General features: G+C 62.7%; 23 protein-coding genes. 5 read left to right on the top strand and 18 right to left on the bottom strand.

Going from position 1 to position 22,348, the window contains the following annotated elements; translation table 11 throughout:
* Window positions 1–137 precede the first annotated feature (137 nt).
* The 3 genes from S4A8_RS03960 to S4A8_RS03970 form a co-directional block, all read right to left on the bottom strand.
* Entirely contained in the window at window positions 138–482 is a 345-nt protein-coding gene (locus S4A8_RS03960; RefSeq protein WP_353219126.1) for a hypothetical protein, read from the bottom strand.
* Window positions 466–1,584 (bottom strand): fatty acid desaturase family protein, encoded by a 1,119-nt coding sequence (locus S4A8_RS03965; RefSeq protein ID WP_353219127.1) that lies wholly within the window; start codon window positions 1,582–1,584, stop codon window positions 466–468. The genes S4A8_RS03960 and S4A8_RS03965 overlap by 17 nt, the downstream gene beginning before the upstream one ends.
* 66 nt (window positions 1,585–1,650) lie before the next feature.
* Window positions 1,651–2,712: a ferredoxin reductase gene (locus tag S4A8_RS03970; RefSeq protein WP_353219128.1), complete on the bottom strand. Its 1,062-nt coding sequence runs from the start codon at window positions 2,710–2,712 to the stop codon at window positions 1,651–1,653.
* A 189-nt stretch (window positions 2,713–2,901) separates the two neighbouring features.
* Here S4A8_RS03970 and S4A8_RS03975 point away from each other — a divergent pair, with 189 nt between their 5' ends.
* Together S4A8_RS03975 and S4A8_RS03980 are read left to right on the top strand one after the other, a co-directional pair.
* The gene (locus tag S4A8_RS03975; protein ID WP_353219129.1) at window positions 2,902–3,570 is read left to right on the top strand and encodes a TetR family transcriptional regulator; all 669 of its coding nucleotides are present in this window, start codon (window positions 2,902–2,904) and stop codon (window positions 3,568–3,570) included.
* 4 nt (window positions 3,571–3,574) lie between these two features.
* Window positions 3,575–4,519 carry a dihydrodipicolinate synthase family protein gene (locus tag S4A8_RS03980; protein ID WP_353219130.1) on the top strand — a complete coding sequence of 315 codons (945 nt, stop codon included), beginning with the start codon at window positions 3,575–3,577 and terminating at the stop codon, window positions 4,517–4,519.
* Window positions 4,520–4,538: 19 nt separating this feature from the next.
* Here the strand turns inward: S4A8_RS03980 and S4A8_RS03985 are convergent, their stop codons facing one another.
* From S4A8_RS03985 to S4A8_RS03995, 3 genes are read right to left on the bottom strand one after another with little or no spacing between them, the layout of a single operon-like run.
* Window positions 4,539–5,117, bottom strand: a complete 579-nt coding sequence (locus tag S4A8_RS03985; RefSeq protein WP_353219131.1) for a DUF2059 domain-containing protein — start codon at window positions 5,115–5,117, stop codon at window positions 4,539–4,541.
* Window positions 5,086–6,834 carry an assimilatory sulfite reductase (NADPH) hemoprotein subunit gene (gene cysI, locus S4A8_RS03990; RefSeq protein WP_353219132.1) on the bottom strand — a complete coding sequence of 583 codons (1,749 nt, stop codon included), beginning with the start codon at window positions 6,832–6,834 and terminating at the stop codon, window positions 5,086–5,088. The genes S4A8_RS03985 and cysI overlap by 32 nt, the downstream gene beginning before the upstream one ends.
* A gap of 60 nt (window positions 6,835–6,894) precedes the next feature.
* On the bottom strand, window positions 6,895–8,730 hold the full coding sequence (locus tag S4A8_RS03995; protein ID WP_353219133.1) for an assimilatory sulfite reductase (NADPH) flavoprotein subunit: 1,836 nt from the start codon (window positions 8,728–8,730) through the stop codon (window positions 6,895–6,897).
* A 344-nt stretch (window positions 8,731–9,074) separates the two neighbouring features.
* Here S4A8_RS03995 and S4A8_RS04000 point away from each other — a divergent pair, with 344 nt between their 5' ends.
* Window positions 9,075–9,680, top strand: coding sequence for a transglycosylase SLT domain-containing protein (locus tag S4A8_RS04000; protein WP_353219134.1), 606 nt, complete (start codon window positions 9,075–9,077; stop codon window positions 9,678–9,680).
* Window positions 9,681–9,707: 27 nt separating this feature from the next.
* Entirely contained in the window at window positions 9,708–10,040 is a 333-nt protein-coding gene (locus S4A8_RS04005; RefSeq protein WP_353176692.1) for a YqcC family protein, read from the top strand.
* 6 nt (window positions 10,041–10,046) lie between these two features.
* Here S4A8_RS04005 and cyoE read toward each other — a convergent pair whose 3' ends face one another.
* The 4 genes from cyoE to S4A8_RS04025 are packed head-to-tail and all read right to left on the bottom strand — an operon-like array spanning window position 10,047 to window position 13,292.
* Window positions 10,047–10,970: a heme o synthase gene (gene cyoE / locus S4A8_RS04010; protein ID WP_353176691.1), complete on the bottom strand. Its 924-nt coding sequence runs from the start codon at window positions 10,968–10,970 to the stop codon at window positions 10,047–10,049.
* Complete coding sequence (locus S4A8_RS04015; protein WP_353219135.1) at window positions 10,963–11,967, bottom strand: COX15/CtaA family protein; 1,005 nt, start codon at window positions 11,965–11,967, stop codon at window positions 10,963–10,965. Before S4A8_RS04015 ends, cyoE begins: the two co-directional genes overlap by 8 nt.
* A gap of 15 nt (window positions 11,968–11,982) precedes the next feature.
* On the bottom strand, window positions 11,983–12,555 hold the full coding sequence (locus S4A8_RS04020) for a redox-active disulfide-containing membrane protein (RefSeq protein WP_353219136.1): 573 nt from the start codon (window positions 12,553–12,555) through the stop codon (window positions 11,983–11,985).
* The gene (locus tag S4A8_RS04025) at window positions 12,552–13,292 is read right to left on the bottom strand and encodes an SURF1 family protein (RefSeq protein WP_353219137.1); all 741 of its coding nucleotides are present in this window, start codon (window positions 13,290–13,292) and stop codon (window positions 12,552–12,554) included. Before S4A8_RS04025 ends, S4A8_RS04020 begins: the two co-directional genes overlap by 4 nt.
* Between S4A8_RS04025 and S4A8_RS04030 the strand changes: the two genes are divergently transcribed.
* On the top strand, window positions 13,293–13,499 hold the full coding sequence (locus S4A8_RS04030) for a twin transmembrane helix small protein (RefSeq protein ID WP_353176683.1): 207 nt from the start codon (window positions 13,293–13,295) through the stop codon (window positions 13,497–13,499).
* Window positions 13,500–13,781: 282 nt separating this feature from the next.
* Here the strand turns inward: S4A8_RS04030 and S4A8_RS04035 are convergent, their stop codons facing one another.
* The 8 genes from S4A8_RS04035 to bioB form a co-directional block, all read right to left on the bottom strand.
* Window positions 13,782–14,660 (bottom strand): cytochrome c oxidase subunit 3, encoded by an 879-nt coding sequence (locus S4A8_RS04035; protein ID WP_353219138.1) that lies wholly within the window; start codon window positions 14,658–14,660, stop codon window positions 13,782–13,784.
* A gap of 222 nt (window positions 14,661–14,882) precedes the next feature.
* The gene (gene ctaD / locus S4A8_RS04040; RefSeq protein WP_353176680.1) at window positions 14,883–16,514 is read right to left on the bottom strand and encodes a cytochrome c oxidase subunit I; all 1,632 of its coding nucleotides are present in this window, start codon (window positions 16,512–16,514) and stop codon (window positions 14,883–14,885) included.
* A 34-nt stretch (window positions 16,515–16,548) separates the two neighbouring features.
* On the bottom strand, window positions 16,549–17,979 hold the full coding sequence (coxB, locus tag S4A8_RS04045; protein ID WP_353219139.1) for a cytochrome c oxidase subunit II: 1,431 nt from the start codon (window positions 17,977–17,979) through the stop codon (window positions 16,549–16,551).
* Between the two features lie 9 nt (window positions 17,980–17,988).
* On the bottom strand, window positions 17,989–18,507 hold the full coding sequence (locus tag S4A8_RS04050) for a DUF2244 domain-containing protein (RefSeq protein WP_353176677.1): 519 nt from the start codon (window positions 18,505–18,507) through the stop codon (window positions 17,989–17,991).
* 64 nt (window positions 18,508–18,571) lie between these two features.
* Entirely contained in the window at window positions 18,572–19,255 is a 684-nt protein-coding gene (gene bioD, locus S4A8_RS04055; RefSeq protein ID WP_353219140.1) for a dethiobiotin synthase, read from the bottom strand.
* Window positions 19,252–20,037: a pimeloyl-ACP methyl ester esterase BioH gene (bioH, locus tag S4A8_RS04060; protein ID WP_353219141.1), complete on the bottom strand. Its 786-nt coding sequence runs from the start codon at window positions 20,035–20,037 to the stop codon at window positions 19,252–19,254. The genes bioD and bioH overlap by 4 nt, the downstream gene beginning before the upstream one ends.
* Complete coding sequence (gene bioF / locus S4A8_RS04065; RefSeq protein ID WP_353219142.1) at window positions 20,034–21,224, bottom strand: 8-amino-7-oxononanoate synthase; 1,191 nt, start codon at window positions 21,222–21,224, stop codon at window positions 20,034–20,036. Before bioF ends, bioH begins: the two co-directional genes overlap by 4 nt.
* A complete protein-coding gene (gene bioB / locus S4A8_RS04070; protein WP_353219143.1) occupies window positions 21,221–22,282 on the bottom strand; it encodes a biotin synthase BioB in 1,062 nt (353 codons plus the stop codon). The genes bioF and bioB overlap by 4 nt, the downstream gene beginning before the upstream one ends.
* Between the last annotated feature and the right edge of the window lie 66 nt (window positions 22,283–22,348).

Raw genomic sequence — 22,348 nt, forward strand, 5'->3', positions numbered from 1 at the left:
GACGTGTCAACACCGGTACCGCCATTCGGCCCTCGCTCGGCTATCGTTCGCGGGGCGATTTTACGCGTTCGCGACCGGCGCGGCGAACCGAACGTTGTACTCGCAAACGTATTGTCGAGCGCAGGTGTATGCGCGCGCTACGAATCGCGCTCGCTATCCTCGCCCGGCTTGGTAGCACCCCGTTTTTCGATCGCCCGACGCGTACGGGCATCGTCGATGATTTCGAACACGTCGGTGCCGAACTCCCCGATTTCGCGATTCACGCCGCGAATGACATCGTAGATGCTCGCGTCACGCGGCTGGCTGCTACGCGGCGACTGTCCATCGCGCGGGTCGGCTTCCGGCCGGCGTGCGCCGCGCAGGCGGCGTGTCTGCCCACCGACATAGCCACTGATCAGCCGATGCACGTTCTCGACACGCGACGCGGCCGAGTCGAAGGTCGACTCGGCCGAGTCCTTGAGGGTTTCAAGCAGCTTGAGCATAGGCCGGCGCATCCGCGGATGTCTTGGGCTCCAGCGTATTGCGTTTACGCCGATGGGGCAACGACATGCGCAGAATGCGCTTGACCACGCCCCCGAACTGCTTGGTCAACGGCCCGGTGTTGTAGTTCAGGCCGTAGCGCTGACAGATCTCCTGGATCTTGGGCGCGACTTCGCGATAGCGATGCGACGGCATGTCCGGGAACAGATGGTGTTCGATCTGATAGCTCAGGTGGCCGGTGAGAATATGAAACGGCACGCTGCCGGTCAGATTCGAAGAGCCCAGCAGCTGGCGCAGATACCATTGCCCGCGCGTTTCGTCGCGCGTTTCCTCGACATCGAACATTTCCACCTCATCGGTGAAATGCCCGCAGAAGATGATCAGGAACGACCACAGGTTGCGGTTGAGATTGGCGGTGACATTACCCGCCAGTACCGGCGCGAACATCGGTCCCGCCAGGGCCGGGAACAGCAGATAGTCCTTGAGCACCTGCTTGCGGGCCTTGCCCCAGATCTCGCGCAGCTGAAGCGCGGCCTCCTTGAAGGTCTTGTCCTTGCCCAGACGCTCGACTTCCAGATCGTGCAGGGCCACGCCCCACTGGAAGAAGGTCGCCAGCGTCGCGGCCGTGAGCGGCTGCGCCAGGTGCGCCACACGCCAGGGCTGGTCTTCGCTCATGCGCAGAATGCCGTAGCCCACATCGCGATCCAGATCGACGATATTGGTGAAGGTGTGGTGCATGTAGTTGTGGGAATGCTTCCACTGATGCGCCGGGCAGGTGTTGTCCCAGTCGTAGGTGGCCGAATCGATGGCCGGATCGTTCATCCAGTCCCACTGGCCATGCATGACGTTATGCCCGATCTCCATGTTTTCCAGGATCTTGGACAACGACAGCAGGCCGACACCGGCCACCCAGGCCGGCGGCAGCAACCCGGCCATCAACAACGCGCGGCCGGCAACCTCGCTATAGCGCTGGGTCTTGAGGATGTTGCGGATATAGCTTGCATCACGCTCGCCGAGGTCGTTCATGACCTCATCGCGAACGGCATCGATTTCGCGCCCGAAGGCTTCGATATCGGCTTTGCTCAGATGTGTCGGTTTACCCATGTTTCTACTCCATGACGCGCTATGCGTCGATCGTGAGAAGCTTTTAAAAACAGATCGAACCGCGTGCTACAGTTCGACGGCCACGTCGCCGGCGGCGGCGTGGATACATAGTTGGATATCGGTATCGCGGACCTGGCGTACGCGGTTGGTGCGCAGGTCGCGCACGCTGCCTTCGGCCACTCGGCACTTGCAGGCATGGCAGATGCCCATGCGACAGCCGTAGTTGGGCTTGAGTCCGGCGCCTTCGGCGACTTCCAGCAACGAACCGCTTTCCCCCGAGGCCGCGACGTCGCTTTTGAGAAACTGCACCGCGCCCTCGCCCTGGGCGGCATCGCGGCGGGTAGCCGCAAAATGCTCGCGATGCAGCGGCGCATCGCTACGCGCGGTGATCAAAGGCTCGGCGGCATCCATGAAACCGGCCGGGCCACACATCCAGGTTTCGCGCGCGGCCAGATCGGACACCATGTTCTGGAGCGAGGCGTCGTCGAGACGCTGGCCGCCATCAGCGGTAAATACGCTTTCCACCCGCAGACCGGAATGACGCGCGGCCAGGGCTTCGAGCTCCTCGGCGTAGATCATGTCGGCGCGCGTACGGGCGTAGTGAACGAACACCACGTCGTGCAGCTCGCCACGGGCAATCCAGTGCCGCAACACGCCCATCACCGGGGTAATGCCACTGCCCGCGCTCAACAACAAGGCCTGCTGCGGCGCGCGCGACTGCGCATAGAATTCGCCTTCGGCCGGGCTCAGATAGACCAGTTGGCCACGCGTGGCATGATCCACCAGATAGTTGCTCACGCGGCCGTCGCCGTTGCGCTTGACCGTAATCTCGAGCATCTTTTCGCCCGGCGCGCTGGCCACCGAGAAACAGCGACTATGACGCACGCCGTCGAGATCCACGCCGAGCAGCACATGCTGGCCGGGGCGATGCCCGCGCCAGTTGTCGTTCGGCTCGATCACCAGGGTCACGCTGTCCGGCGTCTGGCGCACGGCATGCGTGACGCGCCCGCGCGGCTCGGTGAGCGACAGACGGCCGTCGATGAGGGCCAGATAGTCGTCGACCGACAGCGGGCTGGTCAGCGCGCTGACGACGGAACTACCGAGAACTTTCTTCATCACCGGGTTCATCGACGCTTCCTCGTGAATGTGAACACGTGTACACTTTATGGTGATCGCAGGGCGTAAGTCAACACTTGTTCACAAGCGATTTATCGATCTCACGCCCGCGATCGCCGTGCCCTGTTTTCAATCGCCTCACAAGCGGCTAAGGTCGCTATCCATGCCGATGACGCTTTTATGTCCGTACCGCCGACAGCCATGAGCCGCGATGCGAAAAAACCGGCGGCGCGCCAGCGCAACGCGCCGCGCCGCGGCGAAGCGCGCGAGGCGCTCATGCAGGCGGCACTGGAACTGGTCGCCACCGAGGCGAATTTCTCGGCGATCTCGCTGCGCCGGATCGCGCGTCAGGCCGGCGTGGTGCCCACCGCGTTCTATCGTCACTTCGAGGATCTCGACGCGTTGGGTCTGACCCTGATCGAGGATACGTTTCGTTCTTTGCGTCATATCCTCAATGATGCGGCGCTGTCGTCCATGCCGCTCAAGGGCCTGGTGCGCTATTCGGTGGAACTGTTCGCCCACTATGTACGCGACAACCGGCTGCTGTTTCAGTTCGTGGTCAAGGAACGCTTTGCCGGCACCGTGGCCATGCGCGAAGCCATTCACAACGAGATCGTGCTGCTGACCAATGCCCTGGCCGCAGACTTCGCGCGCTTTGACGAGTTTTCGCATATCTCGCAGGACGATCTGCGCACGATCGCGGATCTGGTGGTGAATACCGTAATCACCCTGTCCGAGCGTATTCTCGATGTCGACCCCGACAACGCCGAAGACGACGCGCTGATGCTGCGCGCCGAAAAACAGCTGCGCCTGATCTTCATGGGCGTCGGGCGCTGGGAAAGCAGCCGGACTGAGCGTTCGCATGCCTGAGCACATGAACCGAACCGGGCGCCTGAATACGCCAGATCAAGATGCTACCGGTCGCGCTACACGGGTCTTTCGAGGTCTGATCGCGTTCCCCATCACGCCGCTCGATAATGCCGGTCGGGTTGATACCGACGCATTCGCTGCAATTCTCGAGCCGCTGCTTCAGGCAGGCGTCGATGGCATCGGGGTATTGGGCAGCACTGGATCCTACGCCTATCTGGATGCCGCACAACGCGGGCGTGTCATCGAAACGGCCGTGGCGCAGGCGAAGGGACGCATCCCCGTCATCGCCGGGGTCGGCGCGCTGACCCAGGCCGATGTGCAACATCACGCACAAAAGGCATGCGCGCTTGGCGCAGACGGTCTGTTGCTGGCCCCGGTTTCGTATATTCCGCTGCGCGAAGTCGAGGTCGAGCGCCTGTTCGTAGCGGTCGCCGATGGCGTCGGTCGCCCGATCTGTATATACAACAATCCCGGTACTACCGGCTTCGACTTCAGCGAAAGCCTGCTCGCACAGCTCGCCGAACATCCGCATATCGCAGCACTGAAGCAACCTGCGCCGCCGCATGATGCCGCGGCCAGGCACGAGGCCCTTGCCAACCATATCGGTGATCGCCTGCAGATCGGTTACAGCGGCGATGAGCTGGCCTTGAACGCGTTAGTCGCCGGCGCGAGGGCCTGGTATTCGGTCATGGCGGGCGTTTTCCCCGGCGCATTCCACCAAATCATGCAGGCAATCGAGCAGGCGGATTATGCCAGCGCGCGCTCGTGTCATGCACGCATGCAACCACTGTGGGATGTCTGCCGAGACTACGCGAGCTATCGCGTCGCGCATGAGGCCATTCGACTGATCGAACGCGCCGCGCCCGTGATGCCGGCCCCACTACAACCACTCTCGGCGCATGAACGTGAATCGGTACGCCGTGCGCTTGTCGCCAGCCAGTTGATCTGAGTTCGTACCCGCCGGCGTGCTAATGCGCCAAACGCGCCTGCACGCGTTCCATGATCTCGGGCACCAGCGACAGGCCCCATTCGCGCCCCAGGGCGAGCGTTTCGGTCAGCAATTCGGGGGAAACACGTACCAGCTTCTGGCCCACCGGCGACTGGTAGAACTCGACCAGCTGGTTGAGCTCGAAGATATTGAAGTGTTTTTCGTAGACCGGATACAGCACCGAATACAGCGCATCGCCGGATTCGATACGTTCGCGGATCACCGACGTGGCTTCCTGGCGAATCACACGCATGGTGGCCGGGTCCATATCCGGGCGAAACAGCGCCACAGCATTGGCCACGCGGTCGATGAACTGGCGCGAGAATATCGCCTCCAGCTGTTCGGCATCGGTGAGCGCGATCAGCTCACGGATGACATCTTCCTTGTCCTGTTGCGCGGCCGGGCTGCCGGCCGAGTCGGCACGCGTCGTCGCTGATGTGCCGCCCTGAGCCAGCAGAGGCGGTGCACAGAACAGTAGGAACAGCGCGGGCGCGAGCCATCGGCCCGCGCCGCGCCAGCGATTGCGATCAGGCCGCTTCGGGGGAGCCGACGTTTTCATGGAAGAATCGTCCTTCGGTGGTTTCGGCAATAATACCGGCCCGAATGACGAAATCCCCGAACGGTTCGCCAGCTTCGCGCTCGGCGGCATATTGTTCGATGATCGGCGTAAGCTCGGCCAGGATTTCTTCCTCGCCGATATTCTCGCGATAGAGCTTGTTCAGGCGGGCCCCGTCGTGACCGGCGCCGAGATAGAGGTTGTATTTGCCGGGGGCCTTGCCAACGAAACCGATCTCGCCGAGAAACGGCCGCGCGCAGCCATTAGGGCAGCCGGTCATGCGAATGACGATCGGCTGATCGGAGATCCCGGCATCCTCGACGATCTTCTCGATCTTGGTGACCAGTGTCGGCAGATAGCGTTCGGATTCGGCCATGGCCAGCGCGCAGGTCGGAAACGCGACACAGGCCATCGCGGAATGACGCAGCGTGGAATACTTGCGGCCGTCGTCGAGGCCGTAATGCGCGACCAGTTCCTCGATGGCCGCCTTTTCCTCGGGTTTGACGTTGGCGACGATCACGTTGTGATTGCCGGTCAGACGGAACTCGCCGGTATGGATCTTGGCCAGTTCACGCAGGCCGGTCATCAGCTTGTAGTTGGCCGGGCCGTGATACTGGCCATAATGCGCCGTGCCGTTGGCATCGAAATCCGCGATGCGGCCGTTTTCGATGAACAGGGTCAGATGCCAGTTGCCGTTGTCGCCCTCGGCCCAACCCAGCGGATCGCCATTGCGGGCGAACTGGTATTCACGCGCCGGCTTGAGCTTGATACCCGCACGTTCGTCGAGCTGTTCGTGAATCCAGCCCAGGCCGTGGTCGTCGATGGTGTACTTGAAACGCGCATGCTTGCGGTTGGACCGATCGCCGTGGTCGCGCTGAATCTTGACCAGTTCCTCGACCACCTCGAGCGTGTTCTCGGGGGTGGCGAAGCCGATCACGCTACCCAGACGCGGATAGGTCGCTTCGTCGCCATGGGTCGAGCCCATGCCGCCGCCGATGGCGATATTGAAGCCAAGCAACTGGTCGTTTTCCGTGATCGCGATCAGGCCGATATCGTTGGCGAAGACATCGACATCGTTTTCCGGCGGAATGGCGATGGCGATCTTGAACTTGCGCGGCAGATAGGTCTTGCCATAGATGGGTTCGTGGTCTTCGCCCTGTGGCGGCTGCTGAAGAAAGATCTCTTCGTAGGCGCGCGATTTCCAGGCCAGGTGCTCGGAAATCTTCACCGACCAGTCGTGCACTTCGCGATGCAAGGCCGATAGATCCGGGTTGGCCGAGGCCATGACATTGCGGTTGACATCACCACAGGCACCGCGCGCGTCCACGCCCACCTGGTAGGCATCCTGGAGCAACGGGCGCAGATGTTTTTTGAGCACGCCGTGGTACTGGAACGTCTGGCGCGTGGTCAGGCGCAGCGTGCCGTTGGCGTAGCGATGGGCCAGTTCATCGATCTTGAGCCATTGTTCACCGGTGACCACCCCGGCCGGCAGGCGCAGACGCAGCATGAACTGGTAGTGCGGCTCCAGCTTGGAGGCCTTGCGCTCGGAGCGCAGATCGCGATCGTCCTGCTGATAGAACCCGTAGAACTTGGTCAGCTGGGTGTCGTCCTCGGCGATCGACCCGGTGAGTTCGTCGGCCAGGCCGTCGGCGATCGTGCCACGTAGATAGTTGCTGGCAATCTTGATGTGTTCGACCGGGGAAAGTTCTTTATCGCTCATGATGCGGCTCGAATTCGGTGGTGTCGGTAAAACCGGACGCGACGTAGGCGGCGTAGCGGTTTAGTAGACGTCGCGCTGATAGCGCTTTTCTTTCTGCAGATTCTTCAGGTAGTCGGCCGCGCCTTCGGCGTCGAGACCGGCGTTGTCGCCGATGAGTTCGAGCAAGGCTTCGTGCACGTCGTGGGCCATGGCATTGGCATCGCCACAGACGTAGACGGTCGCGCCCCGCTCGATCCAGTCGAAGACCTCCTTGCCGGCGGCGCGGATCTTGTCCTGGACATAGATCTTTTGTTCCTGATCACGCGAGAACGCCACATCCATACGCGTAAGCAGGCCATCCTTGCGCCAGCGCAGCCAGTCGGTCTGGTAGTAGAAGTCGGTGAGAAAGTGCTGGGCGCCGAAGAACAGCCAGTTGTCGCCGCCCGCGCCGCGCTCCTCGCGTTCTTCGAGAAAGGCACGAAACGGCGCCACACCGGTGCCCGGCCCGATCATGATGATCGGGGCGTCGTCGTCGGCCGGTAGCTTGAAGTTCTTGTTGTGGTCGATATAGATCGGCAGTTTCACGTCTTCGCTGCGATCCGCGAGCTGAATCGACGCCACGCCCGTACGCGCGCGGCCGAAGGTTTCGTAGCGCACCGCGGCCACGGTCAGGTGAATCTCGTCCGGGTTGGCGGCATGGCTGGAGGCAATGGAATACAGCCGTGGCGGGAGCTTGCGCAGCAGGCGTACGAAATCCTGACCGGTCATGCCCTGAACGGGATAATCCTCGACCACATCGACCAGAAAACGCCCGTGCATGTATTCGGCCAGCGCTTCGCGCTGATCCTCGGCGAGCAGCGCATCCAGCGATTCGTTCTGGGCCTGGACGGCGTATTTCTCGATCAGCGGGCGCGTGAGCGTGGTGATTTCGTACTGGTGCGTGAGCGCGTGCTGCAACGTCACTTCGCCATCGATACCGGTCACCTTTTCCTCGGGCGAGAGGTTCAGCGCGGCGGTGAGTTCCTCGACCACGGCGGGGTCGTTCTCCGGAATCACACCCAGGGAATCGCCCGGCTCCCAGACCAGCCCGGAGTCTTCGGTATCCATCTCGATATGGTGGACTTCCTTGTCCGAGCCGCGCCCGTTGAGCACGATGTTCTCCAGCACTTCGGCCGGGTACGGGTTCTTGCGCGAATAGGTCTCGCCGGCCGACGCCGCGGCGCCGCCCGCACTGGGCATGGTGGTGACGGTCGGGTGTGCGCTCTCGCCACCGCCGAGCTGCTGTTTGTAGGTATCGACGACCGTTTCCATCCAGGCTTCGGCGGCGTCGTCGAAATCCACATCGAGGTCGACACGGTCGGTCAGGCGCTGGCCGCCGAGTTTCTCCAGCTGCGCGTCGAAGTCCTTGCCGGTCTGGCAGAAATGCTCGTAGCTGGTGTCGCCAAAGGCGAGCACCGAAAATTTCAGCCCGTCGAGCTTGGGCGCCTTCTTGCCGAAGAGGAAGGCATGCAGTTCTTCGGCGTTGTCCGGCGGGTCGCCCTCGCCGTGCGTGGACACACAGACGATGAGGTTCTTCTCTTTCTTGAGATCCTTGGGCTTGTAGTCAAGCATGTCGTAGGCGCTGGCATTCAAACCCGCAGCCTCGGCGCGCTCACGCAGCGTTTCGGCAATATCTTCGGCGTTGCCGGTCTGCGAGCCGTACAGAATCGTCAATGGCTCGCTGGCTTGGCTCTGCGCAGCCGGCGCGGCCTGCGGCGAAGCGACTTCGCCGGTCGTGGCATGGGCGTTGATGCCAGCCAGATAGCCGCTGATCCAGGTCACCTGCATCGGCGTGAGCGTTTCGATCAGCGCCGAAAGCTGCTGTGCCTGCTGGGCATCGAGCGGGCTGGTGTGTTCTTGAATGGGAGTGGCCTTCATCAACAATCCGCAAATAGTGGGTTCATCAGGCCGAACGCCTGCGCCGCGCAGGGTAGCCGGCCACGACCTGTATTAAAACGTCTGGATTTTTCTTTTCTTATAACTTTTGCACATATACAAACCGCGTCCAGCCGGACCATGTCTTGCGCTGGCGCGTCGTTTGTCGGGCCGCGCATTATACCGGTCGGTGCCAGCCGGGTCTTATCGCGCCGCCCGCCTCAAGACCGCACCGGCCTGTATGGCGAACGCCGCGGCGGGCTCATCGCCGCGCCAAATAGCCCGTCGCACCGATCGAGCGCGCGACAAGCAGCCGCAATCCGCGCAGGCTCTGCTACGCTTTCACCATGCACCGTATTGTTCTGATTTGCATTGCAGCCGTTCTCGGCGGCTGCGTGACCGCCCCGCCGCGCGCGACCGGCAATGTCTGCGACATCTTCTACGAAAAGAGCGGTTGGTTCGATGCGGCTGATGCAGCCTTCGATCGCTGGGGCGCGCCGATTCATGTCCAGATGGCCATCATCTATCAGGAGTCGCGCTTCGTGGGCGATGCACGCCCGCCGCGCAAGCGTCTGCTGTGGTTCATTCCGTGGACGCATATCACCTCGGCCTACGGCTATACCCAGGCCCTGGACAGCACCTGGGACTGGTACAAGCGCGACAGCGGCAATGGCTGGGCCGATCGCGACGATTTCGACGATGCCACCGATTTTGTCGGCTGGTATATGGCCAAAAGCCACGCCATGCTGGGTATTTCCAAATGGGATGCCTATAGCCAGTATCTGGCCTATCACGAAGGCCAGACCGGGTATAAACGCGGCAGCTACCGGCGCAAACCGTGGCTGCGGCGTACCGCTGGCAAGGTCAACGCGCGTGCCGATCGCTATGCCCGCCAGTTGCAGGGCTGTCGCGTGGATCTCGAGCACTCCAGTCCCTGGTGGTGGCCGTTCTAGGGCCCGACATTAATTAAATCATCCGAAATGACCGACGAACTCTCACGCCTCTACGAGCTGGCCGACCTGGTGCTCGCGATCGAACAGGCCATGCGCGGCGCCGACTACTGGCATGACGATGTGCCCTCGCCGGCCGCCATGGCGAGCCGTACGCCGTTTTGTGCCGACACGCTGGCATTCAGCGAATGGCTGCAATTCATCTTCATCCCGCGCATGCGGGCGTTGATCGAAGACAATGCGCCGATGCCACAAGCCAGCGCGATCGCGCCGCTGGCCGAAGAAGCCCTGGCCGAACAGCCGGGCAAACAGGCGGTAGTCGATCGGCTGCGCGCTTTCGATCAGGCGATCAGCGGGGCCTAGCGCAAATCAGCTGCCGAATACCACCGGCACGTAGTGATCGACCAGCAGCGCGCTGAACAGAGCCATCAGATAGAGAATCGAATAGCCGAACGTACGCATCGCAAGCCCGGGCTTGGGCGCGTATTTGAGCCGAATCGCATACACCAGGAACCAGCCGGACAGGCCGATCGCGCTGACCAGATACAACGGCCCGCTCATACCCGTGACAAACGGAAGCAGCGATACGATGAACAACAACACCGTATAGAGCAGCACCTGGGTGCGGGTGTATTCCAACCCGTGCGTGACCGGCAGCATGGGAATATCCACCTGGGCATATTCGCGATGGCGCTCGATGGCCAGCGCCCAGAAATGCGGCGGCGTCCAGATGAAGATGATGAGAAACAGAATCAATGCATGTGCATCGACCGTGCCAGTGACCGCCACCCAGCCCAGCAGCGGCGGTGCCGCGCCGGCCGCGCCGCCGATGACGATATTCTGCGGCGTCGCGCGTTTGAGATAGACGGTATAGATGCCGGCATACCCGATCAGGGTGACCAGCGTAAGCCAGGCGGTGAGCGCATTCACCAGCCACAGCAGAATCGCCATGCCGGCCAGCCCGATGGCGGCGGCGAAACGCGCCGACTGCGCCATATCCAGATGGCCGGTCACCAGCGGACGTTCGCGGGTACGCGCCATACGCTGGTCGGCCTTGCGATCGAGCATCTGGTTGACCGCAGCCGCCGAAGCCGCCATCAGCCCGATGCCGAGCGTACCGAACAGCAGCGCGTCGATTGGCACCATGCCGGGCGTCGCCAGAAACATGCCCACCATGGCCGTGAACACGATCAGCAACACCACGCGCGGCTTGCACAGCTCGTAGTAATCCGTCAGCCGCTGAGACAGCGACGAACGATCAAAGGCGGCGCTTGAGCTGGACGAGCTAGACATGATCGCGCGCTTTCCAGACTGCGTGGTTAATGGCCATAAGCGTCAATAATAACAGGGCCGCCCCACCGTTGTGGGCAACCGCCACCGGCAGCGGCAGGTGAAAGACCACCACCGACACGCCCAGACCGATCTGTAGAGCGACCGCGGCGAGCAGCGTCAGGGCCATACCGCGCCAACGCCGGTCGCTCTGGCCAGCGCGCCAGAGCAGCGCGGCAAGCCCCAGCATGGTTAGCGCAATCGCGACCGCGCCCAGCCGATGCGCCCAGTGGATGGTCGCCCGGGGCACGCTATCGAGAATGCCGTATTCATAGTTGATGCCCAAGCCATGCCAGAGCGTAAACGCAGTCGACCAGTCCGTCGGCGGCCACCAGTAGGTCTGGCAGGTCGGGAAATCGGGACAGGCCATCGCCGCGTAGTTGGTCGATGTCCAGGCGCCGAGAAAGATCTGGCCGATCAACAATGCCAGGGCCACGCCGGCAGCGATCCGCAGTCCGCGGCGCATACGCAGACGAAAGCCTTCGAACAATGCGCCCTGGCGAAACAGACACCAGCCAAGCAAGGCAAAGGTGGCCATGCCCCCCAGCAGGTGGGCAGTCACGATCAGCGGCTTGAGCAATAAGGTGACGGTCCACATGCCTAGCAGCGCCTGAAACACCACCAGCACCAGCAACACCCAGGGCAGAACGTGTTGCTGGTGGGGATTGCTGCTGCGTTTGAGGGCGAACAGTGCCATCGCGAGAATCAGCAGACCGAGCGTGCCCGCCGCATAGCGATGGATCATCTCCTTCCAGGCCTTGGGCGCCTCGACCGGGCGATGGGCAAAACGTTCGTTGGCCGCGGCCACATCCGCTTCGGCGGTGGGCACATCCAGATGGCCGTAGCAGCCGGGCCAGTCCGGACAGCCCAGACCGGCATCCGACAGGCGCACGAACGCGCCCAGCGTGATCACCACAAAGGCCAGACAGATCGTAATCAGGTTCAGACGAAAACGGGTCATGACGCGGGTCCGGGTCTAGCCGATATGGGAGAGCTTGAGCAGGTGCTTGACGTCTTTGAACAACGCCGAGCCATCGCCGCCGGGCGGATAGTAAAGCATCCAGTTACCCAGGGGATCGATCAGATAAACCGTGCCGGGCGTCATCGCATCCTGGCTTTCGAACAGATCACGAAAATCTTCCAGCGGTGCGCGGTAGAGACTCAGGTCCGGCTGTTCGGGCATCGCCGGCAACGGCTGGGCATCGGTCAACAGCACGCGTTGCACGCGCGTGGCGCGGCGATGCAGCAGCGCGCGGATCTGGCGCGTTTCCTTGAGCGAGGTCTCGCAGGCCGTATCGCAGCCGCCGGGCGCGACCTGCAGAATCGTCCATTTCTGCTCCAACAACTGGCCGCTCGGCGTCTGGGCACCCTCGCTGTCGGTGAGCATGACATCCGGAACGCGCATGGCCGGGTCGATCAACGTCCCGCCATTGGTGCCCGGCCCACCGTACGACAGGCCGTAATAGAGCAGATAGGCCAGCGCCAGCGGGCCTACAAAGATCATGATCACGCCCAGAAGCTTCAGACGCTGGCGGGTCTGTGTCGTCATCGGATACGCCTTACATTGAGAACCACGAAAATCACGACCACCGCGAAGGCCATGGCGAACCACTGCAACGCGTAGCCGAAGTGCCGAATCGGCGGCATCTGATCGAACTGGGCCTGCCAATCGCGTGCAAAGCCGCGCGGGTCCGCCTCGTCGAGCAGCAACAGCCCGTCGACCACGGGGCCATCGTACTGACAGCGCAGCTGCTTGATGTTCGGATAGTTGAGCACCCGCGGCCAGCCCTGCTGACGGCACGCCGAATCGCCACCCAGACGCATCCCCGGCTCGGGCAGATCACGCCACATACCCGTCATGGTCAGCACGCCGGCGGGCGCATCCGGCTCGGGCGGCTTTGCACGCCCGCCGGGGCCCAGCGGTATCCAGCCTCGATCGATCATCACACGCCGGCCATCGGCCAGAATCAACGGCGTCCATACGTGATAGCCGATACGTTCGTTGCGCACCTGGTTATCGAACAAAACCTGATGCTGCGCATCCAAACGCCCTCGCAGCGTGTAACGAACACCGTATTCGGGCGGGGCAGCCTGCGATGCAGGGCTTGCGCTTGCAAAATCCCGGGCCGGGCTTTTGCCCGCAGCCTGACGCTGCGCTAGCATCGCCTGCTTGCTCTCGCCGCGGTCGATCTGCCACACACCCAGGCTCGACAGCGCCGCAACGCCCACACACACGATCACCCATCCCCACCAGGGGGGCGCGAACCGATAGCGCCCTAAGCGCATATGGTCAAGATAGTCATCATCATGTTCCTGATCGCCATCGTCGCGGCCCTGGGCTACGGGCTGATGTCTCTGGTACGTGATACCGGCGATACTCGACGCACGGTCAAGGCGCTGACCTGGCGAATCGCCCTGTCAATACTGCTGATCACCCTGCTCGTCATCGGGTATCTGACCGGTATCGTACAACCGCATAACCTCGGCCAGTAGCAACGTTCAACGTCAACGCCGGCTCGGCGCAAGCCCGCTACGTGCCCGACTAGCCGGATACCAAATCGCTCGCGGCCGTTGCTTACGGGTCTTGACGATCAGTCAAGCAATCACAGCGCGGGCGGCGCAACGGTCAATCGCCGTTGTCGGACCGCGGAGCCGCGCTCACGAGATCTACCCGGCAGGCGGCGGGTGGCCGCTGCGGTTCATAGCAAACCGAGACTTGATCTGTATGCAGGCGCAGCCGTTGCTGGCTGCGCTGCCATCGGCTCGGGTGTTCGTTTAAAGGATGTAAACGAAGATAAACAGGCCCAGCCAGACCACGTCGACAAAGTGCCAGTACCAGGCCACGGCTTCGAACCCGAAGTGGTCGTGCGAACTGAAATGTCCCTTCAGGCAACGCAGAAGAATGACGATGAGCATGATCGTGCCGAGCGTCACGTGCATGCCGTGAAAACCGGTCAACAGAAAGAACGTCGAACCATAGATGCCCGAGCCCAGGGTCAGGCCCAGATGCTCATAGGCCTCGTAGTACTCGAACGCCTGGAAATACAGGAAGGCAGCGCCCAGTGCGGCAGTCGCAGCCAGCCCCAGACACAGCTTCCAGCGATTGTCTTCCTTGAGTCCCCAGTGCGCCCAGGTGATGGTCAGCGACGAGGTCAGAAGCAAAATCGTATTGATCAGCGGCAGATGCCAGGCGTTGACCGTTTCGAACTCGCCACCGATATTGCCGGGGCCGTTGCTCGGCCAGGCGCCTTCGAACTGCGGCCACAGATAGACGTTGGTGAAGAACTTCTCGCCCTCGCCGTTGAGCCAGGGCAGCGCGATCATGCGGGTATAGAACAACGCGCCGAAAAACGCGGCGAAGAACATGACCTCGGAGAAGATGAACCACATCATCGCATAGCGATACGTGCGGTCTTCCTGCACGCCATAGGCGCCAGTACGGTTTTCGTGCACCACATCACGAAACCAGATGAACACCATCACCAGAACCATCGCCAGGCCGATCGCCGCCATATAGGGCGCGACGCCCGTGTGGCCATTGAGCCAGAACCCGGCACTGCCCAGCATCAGGAACAAGGCAACCGTGAGCATGAACGGCCACGGCGACGGTTCCGGTACGTAATATTTGTGGTGTTCGCTGGTATGCGTGGCCATAACGATCGGTCCTTGCTTCTATCCTTGCTGCCATCGGCCCGTCACTCGGGCCCGGCCGTTGCAGGGCGTATAACGCATACGCCCCCCTCTCCCCTGACTATCTCGGCTAGCGTGCCGCCATCTCGAAGAAGAAGGCAACATAAACACCGATGGCGATGCCCGCGAGTGCAATCGCGAGCACCGCATTCTTGCGTTTAGGCGACATTGTCGCTCCCTGTCCGGCTATGCCAGCTCACGCGGGTCGATCTTCGGCGGCTGCTCGAAGGTGTGGTACGGCGCCGGCGACGGCACCGTCCATTCGAGGCCGCGCGCGCCTTCCCAGACACGGCCGGTAGCTTTCTTACCCGCGCCGCGCATGCACATGATCATGTTGTAAATGAACACGAACTGGCCGAGGAAGAACATCAGCGCACCGATCGACGAGATCACGTTGAAATCGGTGAACTGGGTGGCGTAGTCGGGAATACGACGCGGCATACCGGCCAGACCCAGGAAGTGCTGCGGGAAGAACAGTACGTTGATCCAGACCGCACTCCACCAGAAATGGAACTGGCCGAGCTTTTCGTTGTACATCACGCCGGTCCACTTCGGAATCCAGTAGTAGATGGCGGCGATGATCGAGAAGATCGCGCCCGGCACCAGCACATAGTGGAAGTGCGCAACCACGAAGTAGGAGTCGTGGTACTGGAAGTCCACCGGCGTGAGCGCGAGCATCAGGCCCGAAAAGCCACCGATGGTGAACAGCACCACGAAGCCCAGGGCAAACAGCATCGGCGTTTCGAAGGTCATCGAGCCGCGCCACATGGTGGCGACCCAGTTGAAGACCTTCACGCCCGTGGGCACGGCGATGAGCATGGTCGCGAACATGAAGAACAGTTCGGCCGATACCGGCATGCCCACGGTGAACATGTGGTGCGCCCAGACGATGAACGACAGGAACGCGATCGACGCCACGGCATAGACCATCGAGTCATGCCCGAACAGGGGCTTGCGCGCAAAGGCCGGGATGATCGTGGAGACAATGCCGAAGGCCGGCAGAATCATGATGTAGACCTCGGGGTGCCCGAAGAACCAGAAGATATGCTGGAACAGGACCGGGTCGCCGCCGCCGGTGGCATCGAAGAAGGTGGTGCCGAAGAAGTGGTCGGTCAGGATCATGGTGACCGCGCCGGCGAGCACCGGCATCACCGCGATCAGCAGATAGGCGGTAATCAGCCAGGTCCACACGAACAGCGGCATCTTGAGCAGCGGCATATCCGGCGCGCGCATGTTCAGGATGGTGACCACGATGTTGATGGCACCGGTGATGGACGAAATACCGGCCAGATGGATGGCGAACACCATCAGTGGCAAGGCATTACCGGTCTGCATGACCAGGGGCGGATACATCGTCCAGCCCGAAGCCGGCGCGCCACCGGAGACGAACAGCGTGCCCAGCAGCATGGTGAACGCAAAGGGCAGAATCCAGAAGCCCCAGTTGTTCACACGTGGCAGCGCCAGATCGGAACAGCCGATCATCATCGGCACCATCCAGTTGGCCAGACCCACGAACGCCGGCATGACGCCACCGAAAATCATCACCAGCGCATGCAGGGTGATCATTTCGTTGTAGAAGCCGGGGTCGACGAACTGAATGCCGGGGGCGAACAGTTCGGCACGAATCACCAGCGACATCAGCCCGCCGATGAACAGCATGGTGAACGAAAAGATCAGGTACAGCGTACCCAGATCCTTATGGTTGGTGGTACCGATCCAGCGCTTCATCCACGGCCACACGCCATCGGCCAAAGTCACCGGGCCGTGGTGGTGATCGTGATGATCGTGGTGGGTATCAGTCGGATTGACAGTGCTCATCGCAAACTCCTGAACCGTCGTGCAAACGGTCTACTTATCGCTGCGCGGCAACCTGGGAAGGCTGCACCACGTCGCCGGTATCGTTACCAAATGCGTTGCGCTCGTATGTGACGACGGCCGCGATCTGCGTATCGTCGAGCGACCCCTTGTACGGCGGCATCGCGCCCTTGCCATTGAGAACCTGGCCGATATGCGCATCGACGTCGCCGGTGGCAACCGCGCTGCCCTTCATGGCCGGGAAACCCGCTGCCGACATGCCGCTGCCATCCGGCTGATGACAGGCCGCACAGAGATTGCCGTACACCTGCTTGCCCTGGCTCATCAACTCGTCGCGCGACATTTCGTCGCCTGCGGCCGCGGCATCGTCCTGCTGATCGTTGCCGTCAGCCGACGACTGATCTTCCTGATCGGGGTCCGGCACCTTGGGGGAACCACGATCGGACGAGGCTTCGGCTTCTTTCTGTTCGGCGCTGTCGCCGCCCTGGTCGTCGGACTCGCCGACGCCCACGATGCTTTCCTTGGCGGCCTGCGGATCGTTGGTACTGCCGTCTTCGGTACGCGCTTCGGTGGCCGTGCCGGCCGTCGCGCTTTCGTCGCCCGAAGTCTGGGCCTGCGCGTTGGCCTGGTTGGTGCTGGGCTGGCCCGTGGCCAGATCGGATTGCGGGTTCGGATTACCGCCCTGCTCACGTACCCAGGCGTCGTAATCGTCCTGCGAAACCACTTTCACGACGATCGGCATGAAGGCATGACCGCGCCCGCACAGCTCCGCGCACTGACCGCGGTAGACACCGGTTTCGTTGGCCTGGAACCACATGTCGTTGATATAACCGGGGATCGCGTCTTTCTTGCCGCCGAGCTCCGGCACCCACCAGGAATGAATTACGTCGCCCGAGGTCAACAGCAGGCGCACCTTGGTATCCACCGGCACGACCATCGGGTTATCGACGTTGCGCAGGTAGTTGTCGACCGTATTCGGGTCGATACCGGAATTGAGCTGGCGCGCATCGTCGCTGGCGCGATCGAGACGGCTGAAGAAATGCACGTCGCTATCGACATAATCGTATTCCCAGAGCCATTGATAGCCGGTCACACGAATGGTCATGTCGGGATTGCTGGAATCCTCGATCTGCAACAGCGTACCGGCGGCCGGGATGGCCACCGCGATGAGAATGATGAAGGGCACGATCGTCCAGGCGATTTCGACGACCGTGGATTCGTGGAAATGCGAGGCCTCGAAGCCGCGCGACTTGCGGTGCACGATCACCGAGTAGAGCATCGCGCCGAATACGCCGATACCGATGACCACGCAGATCCAGAAAATCAGCATGTGCAGGCCGAAGACCTTGCTCGTCAGGTCGGTGACGCCCTCATTCATGTTGAGCGTCCACGCGGCATGCGCCGGCGACATGGCCAACGCCCCAAGCGCGACCAGGCCCGATCGAGACAGAATGCTGATTTTATTCATAATCGCTCTCTATAAAACACGTTGCCGACCATCGTCGTGCTGTGACGATAGTTGCGGCGCGGTCACCCACGCTTTCAGCCGGCGGGCGACCTTCTCCCGTTCTTGTTCGCTCAGGCAGCGCCCCAGCTCACAGCCATGGCCGTGGCGGGTCAGCAGCAAGCGCGACGGACTATGCCGATACACGCCCGGACTCAACCGGACCTGAGTCAGCAAACGCGGAAACTCCCAGCGCCGTTCGGGCTCGTTGAGGCCGGCTTCGACCTCGATACGATCCTCGTAAACCGATATGACCTCACGGTAACCGTTGTCGCGCAGACTCAGGTAGAGACCTGCCCCAAGCGCGGCCATTTCCAGCCCGGCGAATGGCCAGATCAGCCATAGACCGAACACCGTCAGCACAGCCGCGATACCGAACGACACGCCACACATGCCGATGAAAAACCACTGTGCCTGCGCTACCGACAACGACCCGTTCGGGGCAATGACCAAGCGGCGCATCGGTTCGGTGGTTTCGTATCGGCTCGACATCCCGCCGTGTCCTCCGGCCGAGAGTTTATGCGAAGCGCTATTGTGCTGGCAAACGATTCAGCCTTCATTCACACCTGCTTATACGCGCGAGCCACGGCTGGGGATTCATCGCCGTATCCGCCGGCGCATGACAAGCCAGACGTGCACGCAGCGGCGTCGGCATCGCCTGCTGCAGACAAGCAATATTGGCTTCCAGTCGTGGCTGTAGCGGTGGCAGCAGGTTGGCGACCCAGCCGGCCAGCGCGTTCGTGCGCGCGATTGCATGCGCGCTGAGCAGCGCATGATTGACGCAACCCAGGCGCATCCCCACCACCAGCAGCGTGGGCCAGCGATGCGCGCCCACCCACTGGGCAAAGTCCGTTTCGTCGTTGAGCGGCACATGCCAACCGCCCGCGCCCTCGACCACGACCCAGTCGCTGGCCGCGGCCAGACGCGCGTGGCCGGCATCCAGCACTGCAGTATCAATGGTCACGCCCTGCTCGGCCGCAGCGATATGCGGCGCGATCGGCTCGGCGAGCGCGATCGGATTGATGGCGCTGTAGTCCCAGCCGGGCGTGCTCGCGGCCTGAAGCGCCAGCGCGTCCTCATTACGCAAACCTTCGACCGTCGCCTCGCAGCCGCTGGCGACCGGTTTATAGCCCACCGCGCGAAAACCGGCCGCGCGCAGCCCGTTCAGCAAGGCAACCGCCACCCGGGTCTTGCCGATCCCTGTATCGGTACCGGTCACGAATAGCGTGGTCGCACTCATGCGCGCTCGCTATCGTCCGCGCAATCGCTCGCAAAGGCAGCCAGACGATCGGCAAACGGCTTTTCATGAGAAATGAACGGTGCATGGGCCGCGCGCTCGACGCGCCAGAACGCCGCATTGGGCAAGGCATGGGCCAGCGCGGCCATGCCGTCGGGGTGCGCCATGCGATCGCGCGCGCCCGCAATCACCAGCGCCGGCTGCGCGATATCGGCCAATACCGCGCGAAAATCGGCCTCGAAGAGAATATCCAGGCCCCGCTCCAGCGCATCGCGCGCCGGCGGCTGGTCCATGAGATCGTTGCGCAGGCTGCGCACTGCCCGTGCCGCGCCCGGCTCGCCGAGCACCTGCTGCATGAGAAACTCGCTCAAGGTGGTGGAAAAATCCTCGCTCAGGCCGCGCCGCGTCGCCTCGATGGCCTGCGGCTTCATACCGTAGTCGTTACCCGACTCGCGTATGAAGCGCGCGAGCGTGGCCACCAGCACCAGCCCCTGCACCCGATCGGGATACCGGCGGGCCGCGCCAAGCGCGATCAGCCCGCCCAGCGACCAGCCCACAAACACCGCGGGCCGCTCGACGGTTTCCATGACCGCGTCGACCCAGTTATTGAGCCCGGTCGGCCCGGGCGGGCTTTCGCCGTGACCGGGTAGATCCACCAGATGACAACGAAAACGCGTCTTCAGCCGCGCCGCCAGGGATTCCCAGATCCGTGCCGACAGGCCCCAACCGTGCAGAAACACCAGATCGGGCCCCTGCGTGCCCACGCTTTGCATGTGCAGGCTCATGCGCTGCGCCGGCTTTCAGCCGCGGCCAACACGTCAGCGAGCGCGTCCAACAACGCATCCACCTGGGATTCGCCATGGCCGGCGGTCAAGGTGATACGCAGCCGGGAGCTACCCGGCGCGACCGTCGGCGGACGAATGGCGCCGACCAGAAAACCGCGCGCCAACAGCGCATCGCTGACCGCCAGCGCCCGGGCTTCATCGCCGAGAATAAGCGGCTGGATGGGGCTGTCCGAGTCGTTGACCGGCAAACCAAGCGCGCGCGCGCCGGCGCGAAAACGCGCGATCAGCGCCATGAGATGCACCCGACGATCATCACCGGCCCGTGCCATCGCCACGCCTTGTCGGGCCGCGGCGGCGAGTGCCGGCGGCGGCGCGGTAGAAAAGATCAGCGAGCGCGCGCTTTGCAGGATTGCCTCGATAACCACCTCGTCACCGGCGACGAATGCGCCGGCCGCGCCTACCGATTTGCCGAGCGTGGCCAGCAACAGCGGAACCCGCTGGCTGTTCAGGCCGGCTTCGGCCACCCGGCCTGCGCCCTCACGGCCGAACACCCCCAGACCGTGGGCATCGTCCACGGTTAGCCAGGCGCCGTGGCTATCGGCATGGTCAGCCAGCGCCGCTAAGGGCGCGGTATCGCCATCCATCGAAAACACGCTATCGGTGACCAGCAGGCGATTGCCGGCACAGCAGTCATCCAGTTTACGGGCCGCATCGGCGGCATCGGCGTGCGCATAGACATGCTTGTGCGCGCCCGACAGGCGTGCGCCATCGATCAACGAGGCATGATTGAGCGCATCGGCCACGATATCGTCGCCGCGCGTCATCAACGCGCTGAGCACACCCACGTTGGCGGCATAGCCGGTCGAAAAAACCAGCGCGCGCTCGCGCCCCACCCAGTCCGCGAGTTCGGCTTCCAGCGCGGCATGCTCGGCGTTATGGCCGGTAACCAGCTGCGAAGCCGCGCTGCCCGTGCCAAGCGTCTCGCCGGCACGGGCCATGCGCTGTGCCAACGCCGGCTCGGCGGCGAGGCCGAGATAATCGTTGCTGCAGAAATTCACACAGCGGCGCCCGTCGGCGACCACGACTGGCGCATGCGCGCCTTCGATCACGCGTCGACGGCGAAAGCGCTCGGCCGCGCGCACCGCGGCCACGCGCTCGCCACAATAGGCAGCCAGCGTCGCGCTCACGAGGCGCGGGCGGCTGCGCTTGGCTGACGTGCGCCCTGCGGCGCGGCATCGGCGCTCGGCGCCTGGCCGGCGTCGATATCGCTGTACTTGGGCGAGGCTTCGGGCTGCATACCCAGCTTGTCGAGCAGCGCCAGATCCTTGAGATGCGCGGGATTGGACGTGGTCAGTAGCTGATCGCCATAGAAAATCGAGTTCGCGCCAGCCAGAAAACACAGCGTCTGGGTCGCCTCCGACATCTGCTCGCGACCGGCGGAAAGCCGTACATAGGAGGCCGGCATCATGATCTTGGCCACGGCAATCGTACGCACGAAATCCAGCTCGTCGATCGGATCGACGCCGTGTAGCGGCGTGCCTTCGACCTGCACCAGATTGTTGATCGGCACGCTCTGCGGATGCTCGGGCAGGTTCGCCAGCTGGCAGAGCAGCTGGGCGCGATCCAGCGGCGTTTCGCCCATGCCGACAATGCCGCCACAACACACCTTGATGCCCGCGTCACGCACATGACCGAGCGTATCCAGGCGATCCTCGTAGGTGCGTGTAGTGATGATGTCCTGGTAATACTCCGGCGAGGTATCGAGGTTGTGGTTGTAATAGTCCAGCCCCGCGGCCTTGAGTTTTTCGGCCTGGCGCGCCTTGAGCATGCCCAGCGTCACGCAGGTTTCCAGGCCTTCGTCCTTGACCGCCTGCACCATGTCGATGACTTTCTCCAGATCGCGATCCTTGGGGCTGCGCCAGGCCGCGCCCATGCAAAAGCGCGTGGCCCCGGCTGCCCGTGCGCGCTGGGCCGCGTCGCGGACCTGTTCCAGCGGCAACAACGCCTCGCGCTCGAGGCCGGTATCGAAGCGTACGCTCTGCGGACAGTAGGCACAGTCTTCCGGACAGGCCCCCGTTTTGATCGACATGAGTGTCGACAGCTGCACCGCGTTGGCATCGAAATGCGCCCGATGCGCGCTCTGGGCGCGATAGATCAGGTCCGCGAAAGGCAGTGCGAACAAGGCTTGCACCTCGTCAGCACGCCAATCGTGGCGAACAGCAGCGGCATCGGCGGTTTGAGTCATGGCAGTATCGACGAGCAAATGGGATACGAAAGGTTTGGCCAAGTCGGGCCTACTGTCAAGGTGGAA

Source organism: Salinisphaera sp. S4-8 (genome assembly GCF_040361235.1).
Classification (GTDB): Bacteria; Pseudomonadota; Gammaproteobacteria; order Nevskiales; family Salinisphaeraceae; genus Salinisphaera.

Bases quoted from the DNA above. Each gene is read 5' to 3' on its own strand.
- S4A8_RS04025 (WP_353219137.1), bottom strand. From the start codon at position 13,292: ATGCGCTTAGGGCGCTATCGGTTCGCGCCCCCCTGGTGGGGATGGGTG.
- S4A8_RS04030 (WP_353176683.1), top strand. From the start codon at position 13,293: ATGGTCAAGATAGTCATCATCATGTTCCTGATCGCCATCGTCGCGGCC.
- S4A8_RS03965 (WP_353219127.1), bottom strand. From the start codon at position 1,584: ATGGGTAAACCGACACATCTGAGCAAAGCCGATATCGAAGCCTTCGGG.
- S4A8_RS04015 (WP_353219135.1), bottom strand. From the start codon at position 11,967: ATGACCCGTTTTCGTCTGAACCTGATTACGATCTGTCTGGCCTTTGTG.
- S4A8_RS04000 (WP_353219134.1), top strand. From the start codon at position 9,075: ATGCACCGTATTGTTCTGATTTGCATTGCAGCCGTTCTCGGCGGCTGC.
- S4A8_RS03980 (WP_353219130.1), top strand. From the start codon at position 3,575: ATGAACCGAACCGGGCGCCTGAATACGCCAGATCAAGATGCTACCGGT.
- S4A8_RS03960 (WP_353219126.1), bottom strand. From the start codon at position 482: ATGCTCAAGCTGCTTGAAACCCTCAAGGACTCGGCCGAGTCGACCTTC.
- S4A8_RS04050 (WP_353176677.1), bottom strand. From the start codon at position 18,507: ATGTCGAGCCGATACGAAACCACCGAACCGATGCGCCGCTTGGTCATT.
- S4A8_RS03985 (WP_353219131.1), bottom strand. From the start codon at position 5,117: ATGAAAACGTCGGCTCCCCCGAAGCGGCCTGATCGCAATCGCTGGCGC.
- S4A8_RS04020 (WP_353219136.1), bottom strand. From the start codon at position 12,555: ATGACGACACAGACCCGCCAGCGTCTGAAGCTTCTGGGCGTGATCATG.
- S4A8_RS04005 (WP_353176692.1), top strand. From the start codon at position 9,708: ATGACCGACGAACTCTCACGCCTCTACGAGCTGGCCGACCTGGTGCTC.
- bioD (WP_353219140.1), bottom strand. From the start codon at position 19,255: ATGAGTGCGACCACGCTATTCGTGACCGGTACCGATACAGGGATCGGC.
- S4A8_RS03995 (WP_353219133.1), bottom strand. From the start codon at position 8,730: ATGAAGGCCACTCCCATTCAAGAACACACCAGCCCGCTCGATGCCCAG.
- cysI (WP_353219132.1), bottom strand. From the start codon at position 6,834: ATGAGCGATAAAGAACTTTCCCCGGTCGAACACATCAAGATTGCCAGC.
- bioB (WP_353219143.1), bottom strand. From the start codon at position 22,282: ATGACTCAAACCGCCGATGCCGCTGCTGTTCGCCACGATTGGCGTGCT.
- coxB (WP_353219139.1), bottom strand. From the start codon at position 17,979: ATGAATAAAATCAGCATTCTGTCTCGATCGGGCCTGGTCGCGCTTGGG.
- ctaD (WP_353176680.1), bottom strand. From the start codon at position 16,514: ATGAGCACTGTCAATCCGACTGATACCCACCACGATCATCACGATCAC.
- S4A8_RS04035 (WP_353219138.1), bottom strand. From the start codon at position 14,660: ATGGCCACGCATACCAGCGAACACCACAAATATTACGTACCGGAACCG.
- bioH (WP_353219141.1), bottom strand. From the start codon at position 20,037: ATGAGCCTGCACATGCAAAGCGTGGGCACGCAGGGGCCCGATCTGGTG.
- cyoE (WP_353176691.1), bottom strand. From the start codon at position 10,970: ATGTCTAGCTCGTCCAGCTCAAGCGCCGCCTTTGATCGTTCGTCGCTG.
- S4A8_RS03970 (WP_353219128.1), bottom strand. From the start codon at position 2,712: ATGAACCCGGTGATGAAGAAAGTTCTCGGTAGTTCCGTCGTCAGCGCG.
- S4A8_RS03975 (WP_353219129.1), top strand. From the start codon at position 2,902: ATGAGCCGCGATGCGAAAAAACCGGCGGCGCGCCAGCGCAACGCGCCG.